This is a genomic window from Borrelia anserina Es (genome assembly GCF_001936255.1).
GTDB classification, from domain to species: Bacteria; Spirochaetota; Spirochaetia; order Borreliales; family Borreliaceae; genus Borrelia; species Borrelia anserina.
Map to the genome: position 1 here is coordinate 190,913 of NZ_CP013704.1, position 12,754 is coordinate 203,666.

9 protein-coding genes and 1 tRNA gene are annotated in these 12,754 nt (G+C 27.8%); 8 read left to right on the forward strand and 2 right to left on the reverse strand.

What is annotated here, in order from left to right; all coding sequences use genetic code 11:
• The first annotated feature begins 251 nt into the window (after positions 1–251).
• The 4 genes from prfA to N187_RS00950 are packed head-to-tail and all read left to right on the forward strand — an operon-like array spanning position 252 to position 6,390.
• Positions 252–1,325, forward strand: a complete 1,074-nt coding sequence (gene prfA, locus N187_RS00935) for a peptide chain release factor 1 (RefSeq protein ID WP_075550300.1) — start codon at positions 252–254, stop codon at positions 1,323–1,325.
• An 11-nt stretch (positions 1,326–1,336) separates the two neighbouring features.
• On the forward strand, positions 1,337–2,173 hold the full coding sequence (prmC, locus tag N187_RS00940; RefSeq protein WP_257787721.1) for a peptide chain release factor N(5)-glutamine methyltransferase: 837 nt from the start codon (positions 1,337–1,339) through the stop codon (positions 2,171–2,173).
• Entirely contained in the window at positions 2,157–4,160 is a 2,004-nt protein-coding gene (locus N187_RS00945) for a RelA/SpoT family protein (protein ID WP_025419414.1), read from the forward strand. The genes prmC and N187_RS00945 overlap by 17 nt, the downstream gene beginning before the upstream one ends.
• The gene (locus N187_RS00950; RefSeq protein ID WP_025419415.1) at positions 4,150–6,390 is read left to right on the forward strand and encodes a hypothetical protein; all 2,241 of its coding nucleotides are present in this window, start codon (positions 4,150–4,152) and stop codon (positions 6,388–6,390) included. Before N187_RS00945 ends, N187_RS00950 begins: the two co-directional genes overlap by 11 nt.
• Positions 6,391–6,392: 2 nt before the next feature.
• On the opposite strand, the gene N187_RS00955 is transcribed toward N187_RS00950, so the two are convergent.
• Both N187_RS00955 and N187_RS00960 read right to left on the reverse strand, forming a co-directional pair.
• Complete coding sequence (locus N187_RS00955) at positions 6,393–7,481, reverse strand: D-alanine--D-alanine ligase (RefSeq protein WP_038443353.1); 1,089 nt, start codon at positions 7,479–7,481, stop codon at positions 6,393–6,395.
• Between the two features lie 4 nt (positions 7,482–7,485).
• Positions 7,486–9,006, reverse strand: coding sequence for a UDP-N-acetylmuramoyl-L-alanyl-D-glutamate--2,6-diaminopimelate ligase (locus N187_RS00960; protein WP_025419416.1), 1,521 nt, complete (start codon positions 9,004–9,006; stop codon positions 7,486–7,488).
• Positions 9,007–9,162: 156 nt separating this feature from the next.
• Here N187_RS00960 and N187_RS00965 point away from each other — a divergent pair.
• The 4 genes from N187_RS00965 (at position 9,163) to hflC (ending at position 12,629) form a co-directional block, all read left to right on the forward strand.
• Positions 9,163–9,235 (forward strand) — tRNA-Cys (locus tag N187_RS00965).
• 98 nt (positions 9,236–9,333) lie between these two features.
• Complete coding sequence (locus N187_RS00970; protein WP_025419417.1) at positions 9,334–10,575, forward strand: hemolysin family protein; 1,242 nt, start codon at positions 9,334–9,336, stop codon at positions 10,573–10,575.
• A 149-nt stretch (positions 10,576–10,724) separates the two neighbouring features.
• Positions 10,725–11,657: an FtsH protease activity modulator HflK gene (gene hflK / locus N187_RS00975; protein ID WP_025419418.1), complete on the forward strand. Its 933-nt coding sequence runs from the start codon at positions 10,725–10,727 to the stop codon at positions 11,655–11,657.
• A complete protein-coding gene (hflC, locus tag N187_RS00980; RefSeq protein WP_025419419.1) occupies positions 11,658–12,629 on the forward strand; it encodes a protease modulator HflC in 972 nt (323 codons plus the stop codon). It abuts the gene before it with no gap.
• The last annotated feature ends 125 nt before the right edge of the window (positions 12,630–12,754 follow it).

Here is a 12,754-nt window from a genome sequence, read left to right on the forward strand (position 1 = left end):
TCATTTCATATATGCTATTTAACATATAATTCATATTTATATACAAACATATCAAGATATTAATAAATCTTTAACATCCAATCTTAATAAACATATTATATAAAAAATTAAAAAATTATACTTAATTTATATACTTAAACTTACTTATTTAAATGTATATATAAAGCCTATTAGATAAAATCTTGGCCAATTATAACAAAAAATGCAAAATATAGGATAAAATAATACTACTTTACCAGGAGAAAATTCAGATGTTTTTAGAAAAATTAAATCCTATTGAAAGCAAAATAAAAATACTTGAAGAAAAATTACAAGACACAAAATTAGTTAAAAACCAAAAAGAATATGCAAAAATAGTAAAAGAATATCATTATTTAGAAAAAATCAAAGAAAAAAAAGATGAATATGAAAACATATTAAACCAAATAGATGAGCATAAAAATATGCTATCTGAAGAAGAAAATTTAGAAATGAAAGAATTAATCAAACAAGAATTATCTCATTTAAGCCTTAAAAAAAACGAAATTGAACATACAATCAAAATATTACTCTTCAACCAAGACAAAAATGATAATAAAAATACCATTATTGAAATTAGAGCTGGAACAGGGGGAGAAGAAGCTGCGCTTTTTGCACATAATCTTTATGAAATGTACACAAAATATTCTGAGAAAAAAAAATGGAAAACAGAAATCATTAACTTTAATGAAACAGAACTTGGCGGATTTAAAGAAATAAGCTTTGAAATAAAGGGCAAAGATGTATTTAAAAAATTAAAACACGAAAGTGGAGTACATAGAGTTCAAAGAATTCCTATAACAGAATCCAATGGAAGACTTCAAACCTCGGCAGCAACCGTTGCTGTAATGCCTGAAGTTGAAGATACCGAAATTGAAATCAAGGAAAAAGATTTAAGAATAGATGTTTATAGATCTTCTGGTGCTGGGGGTCAACATGTAAACACAACAGACTCTGCCGTTAGAATTACACATTTGCCTACAGGAATCGTGGTACAATGTCAAAATGAAAGAAGTCAGCATAAAAACAAAGATCAGGCCATAAAAGTATTAAGAGCAAGACTTTATGAATTTGAAAACCTTAAAAAACAAGAACAACGCTCAAATAATAGAAAGCAACAAGTAGGTTCAGGTGATAGATCTGAAAGAATTAGGACATACAACTTTCCACAAAACAGAGTAACAGACCATAGAGCAAATATTAGCATTTATAAATTAGAAGAAATTATGCAGGGAGAACTTGATTTGCTCCTTGACACAATAGCATTAAAACTTCAAGAACAAGAATTCAAAGATAACCTAGTATAATTCATAAATTCATAATGACAATAAAAGAAGCCATAAAGAGTTCAAAAAAACATAATCTAAAAACTCTTGAGATTTTACTACTACTTGAAAAAATATTAAAAAGTAGAAAAGAATTAATTCTTGCAAATATAAATAAGAATCTAACAAAACAAGAAGAACATAAATTATTGATTCAAATAAACAATATAAAATTAGGCATACCTATACACTACATAACTGGAAAAAAGGAATTTATGGGAATTAAGTTTTATATAAACAAACATGTATTAATTCCTAGAGAAGATACAGAATGCCTAGCAGAAGAAGCTTTAACCCAAATTAGAAAACATAACTTAAATAAAATTTTAGATTTATGTTGCGGGAGTGGCTGTATTGGCTTAACAATTGCATATTATCTCAAACGCAAAGTAATACTATCAGATATTTCAACTAAAGCCTTAAAAGTCTCACTCAAAAACACACAAAGACTAAAATTAGAGAACTATGTAGAAATACAACATTCAGATCTGTTAAAATGTATAGATAAAGGGTTTGAGCTAATAATAACTAACCCTCCTTATTTAAATAAAAATGAACTAAAAATAAAGGAAAAATTAGCAAAAGAACCAAGAGTAGCTCTTTTAGGATTTGGAAAAGATGGGCTTGGAATTTCAAAAAAAATAATACGCCAAGCAAAGCACAAGCTCACAAAAAATGGACTCTTAATAATAGAAATGGCTCCATGGCAAACAGAATCTCTAAAAAAGTTTGCAATCCAAAAAGGTTTTGAATATCTAAAAACTATATATGACATTGAAAATAGAGAAAGAGCACTGGTACTAAGGATAAAGCATGATACAAGTCTATGAAATTGCATATTTACTTAAAATAACTAACATTGATAAACTAAAAAATATTTTCAGAAAAACAGTTGATAACACTTATCAAGATGAGATTCAAAAAAAATTAATATTTAAAGCTCTAGAAATATCAGAACAATTACACTACGGGCAATATAGGGAAAGTAAAGAGCCATATATAATCCACCCAATAATGGTTGCATTATTCCTTATAAAATTTCAACTAGATTTTAAAACAATAATAGCTGGCTTACTGCACGACGCTCTGGAAGACACAAACATTGAAAAGGAAGAAATAATTAAAGAATTTGATCAAGAAATTTTAAGTTTAATTGATGGTGTAACCAAAATTCATGACTTACACAACAAAACAAGAGCAATAAAAGAAGCAAATACCATTTCAAAAATGTTTTTTGCAATGACTCACGATATTAGAATAATAATCATCAAACTTGCAGACAAACTACATAATATGGCAACACTTTCTCACTTACCTAAAAACAGAAGGGAAAGAATTGCACGAGACTGTCTTGCCACCTACGTACCAATTGCAGAAAGACTTGGTATTTCATCTCTTAAAATATATCTTGAAGATTTATCATTAAAATATCTATATCCTAAAGAATATAAAGAAATCAAAAATTTTCTATCCGCAACAAAAATAGAGAGAGAAAAAAAATTATATAAGGGGAAATTACTCATAGAGAAAGAACTCAAAAAAATTGGAATTGATGTCGTAATCACAGTACGTTCAAAACATTTCTACTCAATATTTAGAAAAATGAAAACAAGGAATAATAATATTTCCCAAATCTTTGATACTCTGGGAATAAGAATAATTTGTAAAAAACAAAAAGAATGTTATGAAATACTAGAAATCGTACACAAGGTCTGGAAACCAATACCTGGAAGACTAAAAGATTACATAGCAATTCCTAAAGAGAACAAATACCAATCGCTACATACTACCGTGAGAATACCTGAAGATAACCAATTGATTGAAGTACAAATTAGAACAGAAGAAATGGATAAAATAGCTAAATACGGTGTCGCTGCTCACTGGCTTTACAAAGAGCAAGTTGAATTAAGAGCTGATGACATATCATTTATTAACCGAATCAAAAAATGGCAACAAGAATCAGTTAATAAAATTCAGTACTCAATGCATGATATACACAAAGAACTCCTAAATACATTTATATACGTCTATACACCAGAAGGAGAAATAGTAGAACTTCCATTTGGCTCAAACTCAATCGATTTTGCCTACACAATACATACAGATATTGGAGATCAAGCGCTTTATGCAAAAATTAATGGTAAAATTAGCTCACTAACCAAACCATTAAAAAATGAACAAATTGTTGAAATATTTACCTCTCCAGAGGCAAAACCTGACTTAATTTGGCTAAATAGCGTTAGGACAAAAAAAGCACGCTCAAAAATTCGATCCTGGCTTAATAAAAATGACGATACAATATTTGTCGATAACAACATAATTGCATATCTTATTGGAGAAAATAAGGAACAAAAAAGACTTTTTAGTTTGTTTAAATCTTTAACAAAATCTAAAATAAAAAGTATTACAATAGCATCTGATTGCACCCCATTAACAGGTGAAGATATCATAGGAATAATACAAAAAGATACAATAGTAGTTCACAAAGAAAATTGCAAAGAAACTACTTATCAGAAGAAAAACCATCTTGTAGAAGTAGAATGGGAAGCAACACCAACAAGGAAGGTATATCATATTATAATATTCTTAAAAAACTTAAAAGATCTCTTTAATTATCTAGATAATATTTTTACAACCTTTGATGCAAAACTTATTAGTAAAAAAATAGAAGACTGCGGAAATGGACATGGAATAATCAATATAATTATCTTATCAAATGACAAAAACGTATCAATGATTTTTACTGCACTTCAAGATAATCCTAACGTACTACAAATAATGCAAGTAGAAGAAGATATAAAAAATTATGATAATTAAGATATTACTCTTAATTTTAACACACATATTCATCTCACATAAAGTAATAAAAGCAGATGAGAGAGCACAATGCATCAAACAAATAAATAAACATATCACAAAAATTAATGAATTAAACAACTCCTTAGACAAAATAAAACGAGTAGAAAACACCTATGATTATATAAAAAACTACTTTTTAAAAAATAAAATTCCATACAAAGAACATTCACTCCAAGAAATTGGATTTATTGGATACTCACAAAAGACAATTCACGTAAAAATAAAAGGCAAAGACAAAACTATTTATAACATTATCATCCCAATCGAAGCACAACATGACTTAAAAAATAACTTAGCAATCGCTATTGCAATCACACTAATAAATAACTTAAAAAACAAAGAGCTCAATAACAACCTAAACATCTATTTCATAAAAGACGATTCATACAAACAAATATCAATGATAAGCAGCAGATTATTATTAAATACAAATGCTCTTGAAAAAAATACAAATACAATATATTTAATGTTAAATGAAAACAAAGAAAATAACCCAATAGAATTTAAAAATCAATCAAATATCATAAACTCAAAAACACCTCTAAGCTTTTTAAAAACCTTTATAAAAACATTTGAAAACAATAAAGTAAATTTTAACATATCAAAAATAAATGATAAAAATATTAATAAAATATATAATTTGCATTTAAAAGAAGAAATTCCAATTTTAATAATAAGCAACAATAAAGAACCTTCTCTCTTAAACAATGTAAAGAATAATAATATTTATAATATTTATAAATCAATTGAAGAGGCAATTAAAGTTAAAAACACAAAAAATGAAAAGACACTGCATTATATTATTATAAATACTCCTTTTAAAAAGTGGATAATAAACGAAACTACACTCATTATAATAATATATATTATTTACAACTGTACTCTCTTAGTGTTAATTACAAGGTTTAAAAGAGCTAGCATCATACTAAGAAAAACTAAAGAAAATTACCATAAAATCATAAAACTATTTTTTATATTATTACTAAGCACATATATGTCTACTTTAATTACAAATAAAATGCTAATAGCATATGAAGATTTCATAGATTATAAAATTATAAACCCAATATACTTGGTAAATTTCCTACTAACACTACTTAACTTCAATATTATATCTTACTTTACATATAACCTTAAAATACATTTAAACCTTAAAGAACTCAAATATTTAGCAATATCAATATCACTAATTGAACTCATTATGGTGTTATATATTAAAATAGAACTCATCTTAACCATAATCTTTAAAAAGATACTAATTTTAATTACTCCTAACAAAGGTAAGATTTTACAAAAAACAGTAATATTACTCATTTGGATAACAAATTTCATGCTAATAACATCAATACAAACAACTTTCATGATCTCAAAACCGCTTGCACTAAGCTATTTTATATCAATATTACTTTTCCCAGCAATACTTACCAATATCACAGAACATTTAAAACATAAAACTGCAACAATAAGACAAGAATTTAAAAAATCCGAAAAAATTGAATCTATAATCCTTTTTTTAATAATCACTATTACCGTAATATCAAATAACATAGAAAAAATTTCAACAATAAAAATAGAACAAATAATAAGCTTTCCAGAAAAAACCAACAAAATTAGAGTAGAATGCTTAAAAGACAATAAAAATACAATTCAAATCTTGACAAAAGATTTTTATTTAAACTTAGAAAAAAATAAAAAATATACAGAAAAGGAAATTAAAATACAAGAAAACTTAATAGATTTATCTGTGCAAAAAACAGATGCTGCTAAAAGAACTATCTACGAAATTAAGATTGCCACCAATAAACTTGCAAAGCAAATTCATCTACTGCTAAAAAATGCATCTGGATTCATTATATATCAAAGTAACACACCATATAAAATAACAGCCAACAATATAATATTCACAGTAGATAATATGAAATCAAATACAGCAAACATAACTTTTACAGCTAAATCTCAAAAACAAATCAAATACGATGCTTTCGCTTACTTTGATACTAATAAACACCATGTAAAAATATATGATCATAAAACAAAAAAAGAAGTTAAAAACATTAACATAGATTATTCATACATAATAAAGTATTCTGGAGTACTTCCAAAGTCTGAAAAATATGACCAAGATCTCTTTTTCAAACTCCAAAATGACAAAGAAATTGAAAATTTAAAAAACTTGAAAATAAATTAGTTTTATAACCGTTCAAAATCAATTCTCTCCTTTCTCTTTGCATAACTTTGTAAAGCTAAGACTATCAATTTATCAACCAAAGACGCATAATTAAGGCCATCATACTCACACATCTTAGCAAACATAGAAATATCTGTAAATCCTGGAATTGTATTCACCTCATTAACATAAATTAAGTCAGTACCTTTTTCAACAAAAAAATCAATTCTTGCCATACCTCTAAGCTCTAAAAACTTATAAGTTAAGAATGCATATTCCTTAATATCCAACAAATGTTTCGTATCAAGCTGAGCAGGAATATTAAAGACAACTGAATTCCCAGGAGCAACAGAATACTTAGCATCATAATCATAAAATACAAAATCCTGTATAACAATTTCCCCAGGAGTAAATATTTTAATTTGCTCATTCCCAATAACAGAACATTCAATCTCTCTTACTTTTACAAACTTTTCTACAACAACTGTTAAGTCATACTCAAAAGCTTCTTCAACACATTTTTCAATCTGAGTATCATCATATGCAATATTGATCCCAATTGAAGAACCAAGCACAGCTGGTTTAACAATTACAGGATACCCTAAAATTTGCTTTATATCCCTTTTAATGCCTTCTCTATCTAAAATATAATCATATTTTCTAAATCCAACAAAGGGTACTAAAGGAACATTAAAACTTTTAAGCAAAAGCTTGAAGAAGTACTTATTACTAGCAATAGCACTTCCTAAAATACCAGAACCAACACAAGGAAGATCCATTATTTTTAAGAGTCCCTGAATAGAACCATCCTCACCTGTCCTTCCATGAATAATGGGAAACACAACATCAATTTTAAGATCCCTACCATTAACAAATATCCCACGACCAGGAACCAAACTAATAACGGAAGAACTATCCTTTTTAATTAACTCAGGACTATCAGGAACAGAATCCAACAGATACCAAATCCCAGTAGTCTTATCAACAAAAATTGAAAACACATTATATTTATCAAGTTTCATAAGAGCCAAGTAAAGCCCATAAGCAGACCTAAGAGAAATTTCATGCTCAAAAGAAACTCCTCCAAATATTAGCATAAGATTTTTTCTCATAAAGTCAGTTCCTACTTCTTGCACTTAAAATAATATCTTTAATAACAGATTGTTCATCCCAAGAAACAATTCGATCTTTATATATTATTGAACTTTCATGGCCTTTGCCAAGAGTAACAACTAAATCGTTAGCACATGCAATATTTATTGCCTTTTCAATTGCACTTTTCCTATCAGGAATGAAAAATAAATCTTTATTTAAAGTCTTTTCTGAAATTCCTTTTGCAATATCTTCAATTATTTGCATACTATCTTCACTTCTCGGATCTTCATCACAAAGAATTATTATATCTGAATACCTATCTGAAATCTCTCCTTGCAACTTTCTCTTAAGAACATCTCTCTCTCCGGCAGAACCAAAAACAGAAATCAACCTATTTTTTGAGAGTCTTTTAAAGATAGGGAAAATTTTAAGAAAAGCCCCAGGAGTATGCGCATAATCAATAATTAAAGAAAAATCCTGTCCAAGATCAACACCTTGCATTCGTCCACAAAGACCTTTAATATTTGCAAGCTTATCAATAAGTTGTGAAATATCAATACCCATAATTTGACTCACAACAATTAAAGCCGCCATAACATTCTCGATATTGAAACTGCCAGTTAAATTAACCCTAGCATCATACTTAATATTCTTATGATAAAATTCAAACTCAGTAAAACCCATATGTTCATTAATCTTACTTACAAAAAAATCAGCATTTTCATTATTTAAACTATACGTATAAACTCTATTAATAGCATTTAAAAAAACAGAAAAATTACTATCATCCATATTGACAATTCCAAAACCACCATTAGCATCTGCAGAAGAAAAAAGACTAAGCTTAACATTCAAATAATTCTGCATGGTACCATGAAATTCAAGATGTTCATGACTAACATTAGTCAAAACAGCAACAAAATACGCAACATCAATGAGCCTTGATGTTCTAAAATCAAGACCATGTGAAGTCGATTCAACAATAGCATATTCAACATTATTTTTTACCATTTGACCAAGAACTAAATGAATTTCTGTTGACTCTGGGGTTGATTGCCTATAAGGATTTTTAACTAAAGTTCCACTTCCATCTTCAAAGAATACCGTTGAAATAAAGCCGACCTTAACACCCATAGATTTCAAGAGAGTATAGATATAAAAACAAACAGAACTTTTACCATCAGTTCCTGTAACCCCTATGATTTTAAGCTTTTTTGAAGGCTCATTATAAAAAATATGAGAAAAATTTGACATAAATCTTCTTATGTCACAAGAATCCACTCTAATATACGTCACATTCGGATCGTAAAAATCAATATCACTTGTATGAACAATAACATTACTACCACGTTGAATTGCTGACTTGATAAATTTTTGACCATCAAAATGAAGTCCTGGAAGAGCAAAAAATACAAAATTAGATAAAACACATCTTGAATCATATGCAAGTCCCAATATTTCTACATCACAAGACCCTATAATTCCCTTTACTAGATTTTTATCTAACCTAGATAAAACATTACTAAGCATTTTTTTATTCATATTTATAAATATTACAAAAATAAAACCCATTTTCATAGAAAAATGTCAAAAGAGCATATTAAAAAATATTTCAATTATAATCATTAAACTAAAAAAGATTAAAATGTACTGTTTACAATTTAAATATTTTTTAATAAACTAACTAATGTTTAACATGGCGCTGTACCCAAGTGGCTAAGGGAGAAGTCTGCAAAACTTCGATTCGCCGGTTCGATTCCGGTCGGCGCCTTGTCACTTTACAAACCTTAAATAAAACCCAAGACAATTTTTTTACAAAGACAAACAAAATTAAAGAAAATGATTTAAAGATAAATTAGAATAATAATTATGTTAGAGTTAATAATTATATTAATATTTATAATACTCTCAGCAATTTTTTCAGCATCAGAAACAGCCTACACATCATTAAGCCTAATGCAACTGCAAGATATAAAGAAAAAAGGCAAACTAGGAACAATGGCATATAATTTATCCCAAAATCCATCAAAACTGGTCACAACAATTTTAATTGGCAATAATATTGCTAATATAACAGCAAGTACACTTACAACAAAATTTGTTCTCGACAAATATGGAAACAATGCACTTGCCTTATCAACTGGACTTATAACAATAACAGTGCTCATACTCTCAGAAATATTTCCTAAACAGATTGCAATTCTGAATAACGAAAGCATAGTTTTATCAACTTCAATCTTACTCAAGATATTAACAATTATATTCACACCAGCAATATATATAATTAACGGAATAGTTAAGATCCTCCTAAACTTATGTAAAATAAAAACAAATCAAAAAATGACCAAAGATAGCATAAAAAACATGCTATTTTTAGCTGAAAAATTAGGAATTTTAGAAAATGATGATAGAATATTTATGCAAAAAATGTTAAATATAGGAGAAGTCAGAGCCTCAGAAGTGATGACACACCGAACAGAAGTATTTTCACTCTCAAGTACATCAAAACTAAAAGATAAGATCAAATTAATTAAAAAAGAAGGATATTCTAGAATTCCTGTATATAAAGGTCAAAACAGAGAACAAATAATAGGAATTTTAATAACTAAAGACTTAATTGAAATAAGCAAAAAAAAACTTGAAAACAACATTATTAAATTTGTAAAACCTGCTGTTTTTGTACAACAAAACAAAAGGATAAAAGACATATTAGATATCATGAAACAAAAACAAAAAATAATGGCCATTGTAATCGACGAGTATGGAGGTTTTTCAGGAATACTTACAATAGAGGATATAGTAGAGAAAATTTTTGGTGCAATATTTGATGAATATGATCTAGAAGAAAAAAAACAACTCATTACTAAAAAAAATGAAAACACTTATCTGATATCAGGGGAGACCACATTTGATGAAATCGAAGAAACAATCGGAATAAAAATTCAACACAAAGATTACATAAACACAATTGGAGGATACATAATGGATTTACTTGATAAAATACCCACGAGTGGAGAAAAGGTTAACACAGAACATGGAGAATATTTAATAGAGGAAATCCAAAATCATAAAATAAAAGAAATAACATTTAAAAAATGTGCAAAGGAATAAGAATGAATAAAAATATTTGGATCAATATTTTTTTATTGCTTAAAGTCCAACCCAAAAATAAAATATACTCTGAAAAAAACATTAAAATAAAAAGGACTTAAGAAAAAATCCAATGATTTTCTAGGAAAAAAGAACAAAAAGGAGGCAAAATGTCAAATAACATCTTAAAATTTTTTAATAAAACATACGAATATATAACAATTTTAATTGTATTAATAACAATATTAATAATAACTATAGCAAATGTTTTTGTGGTTGGACCATCTGATGAAGCTATTGTTCTTCGTCTTGGCAAGTTAAATAGAATACTTGAACCAGGAATCCATATAAAAATTCCATTAATTGAAGAAAAATTAATTGTACCAGTAAAGATAGTACAAGAACTTAAATTTGGTTTCAATACAAACGACAACATAGGAGATAACTTTGTCAAAGATGAAGGCACTATTATTACTGGTGATTTAAACATAATTAATGTAGAATGGTTAATACAATACAGAATCAGTGACCCATATTCTTTCATGTTTAAAGTAGAATACCCAGAAGAAACTATAAAAGACATTGCAAAATCATCTATGAACAGATTAATTGGAGACAACACTATTTTTGAGATCATTAATGATAATAGAGTTGGTGTTACAGAAGGAGTACGAACTTCTATGAATGAAATTATAAAAAAATATGACTTAGGAATCGATATCGTGCAAGTACAAATCAGAAATGCTATGCCACCAAGGGGAAAAGTTTACGAAGCATTTGAAGATGTTAACATTGCAACCCAAGATAAAAATAAATTCATTAATGAAGGAAGGAAAGAATTTAATCAAATTATTCCCAAAATTAGAGGAGAAGCACTTAAATTGATAGAAGAAGCTAAAGGATATAAAGAAAATAGAATAAATACCGCATTAGCAGAGACAGCAATTTTTAATGCAATTTTAAACGCGTACATCAAAAATCCAGAAATCACAAGAGAGAGAATATATAATGAAGCAATGAAAGAAATCCTAGAAAGTAAAGACAATGTTGAAATAATTGATAAAAACTTAAATAATTTCCTTCCATTTAAGGAGGTCAAATAAATGAAATACATACTAAAATTTTTATTCTCTATTACTAAGATTTTAGCTTTTACACTAACATTCGGATTAATATTGCTAGCCATAATACAACCCATCTATATCCTAAAAGAAAACAGAATTTCAATTATTACAAGACTTGGCAAAATCGAGAGAACTGAAAACACTGCAGGACTCAAATATAAAATCCCATTTATTGAAAATGTACAAACATTTCCCAAAAACATACTTAGATGGGATGGAGAACCTCAAAGAATTCCAACAGGAGGAGAAGAAAAGCAATTAATCTGGATAGACACAACTGCCAGATGGAAAATTGCAGACATTAATCAATTTTATACAGCAATCAAAACAATGGACAGAGCTTACAGCAGAATCAATGCCGCTATTGAACCTGCTGTTAGAGGTGTTATCGCTAAGTATCCTTTACTTGAAATTATAAGAAGCTCAAATGATCCAATTCAACACCTATCTAATGGAATTTTAACACCAAAAAAAATTCAAGATAACAAAACTTACAAGATCACAAAGGGTCGAAAAATAATTGAAAACGAAATAATTGAAGTATCAAATAAAAATACAAAAGACATTGGAATCGAAATTGTTGATGTTATCATTAGAAAGATCGGCTACGATCCAAGTTTAATCGATTCTGTACATAACAGAATGATTTCAGAAAGGCAACAAATTGCAGAAGAACAAAGAAGTAGAGGAATTGCTGAAAAAACGGAAATACTTGGTAGCATTGAGAAAGAAAAGCTAAAGTTACTAAGTGAAGCAAAAGCTAAGGCAGCTAAAATTAAAGCCGAAGGAGACAGTGAGGCTGCAAAAATCTACGCAAATGTCTATGGTAAAAATATTGAATTTTACAGATTTTGGCAAGCACTAGAGAGTTATAAAGCAACACTTAAAGACAAACGTAAAATACTCTCAACAGATATGGATTTTTTTAGATACTTACATAATAAGAAATAAAATAACACAAATTAAAGAAAACATTAAATGAAAAAATATAAAAAAACAAGTTACACAAAATGAGCTAATATTTATTTGAATATTAGCTCATTCTAGCAAACACCTAAAGGTAATACTACTACTAC

Bases quoted from the DNA above. Each gene is read 5' to 3' on its own strand.
- prfA (WP_075550300.1), top strand. From the start codon at position 252: ATGTTTTTAGAAAAATTAAATCCTATTGAAAGCAAAATAAAAATACTT.
- N187_RS00945 (WP_025419414.1), top strand. From the start codon at position 2,157: ATGATACAAGTCTATGAAATTGCATATTTACTTAAAATAACTAACATT.
- N187_RS00950 (WP_025419415.1), top strand. From the start codon at position 4,150: ATGATAATTAAGATATTACTCTTAATTTTAACACACATATTCATCTCA.
- N187_RS00955 (WP_038443353.1), bottom strand. From the start codon at position 7,481: ATGAGAAAAAATCTTATGCTAATATTTGGAGGAGTTTCTTTTGAGCAT.
- N187_RS00960 (WP_025419416.1), bottom strand. From the start codon at position 9,006: ATGAATAAAAAAATGCTTAGTAATGTTTTATCTAGGTTAGATAAAAAT.
- N187_RS00970 (WP_025419417.1), top strand. From the start codon at position 9,334: ATGTTAGAGTTAATAATTATATTAATATTTATAATACTCTCAGCAATT.
- hflK (WP_025419418.1), top strand. From the start codon at position 10,725: ATGTCAAATAACATCTTAAAATTTTTTAATAAAACATACGAATATATA.
- hflC (WP_025419419.1), top strand. From the start codon at position 11,658: ATGAAATACATACTAAAATTTTTATTCTCTATTACTAAGATTTTAGCT.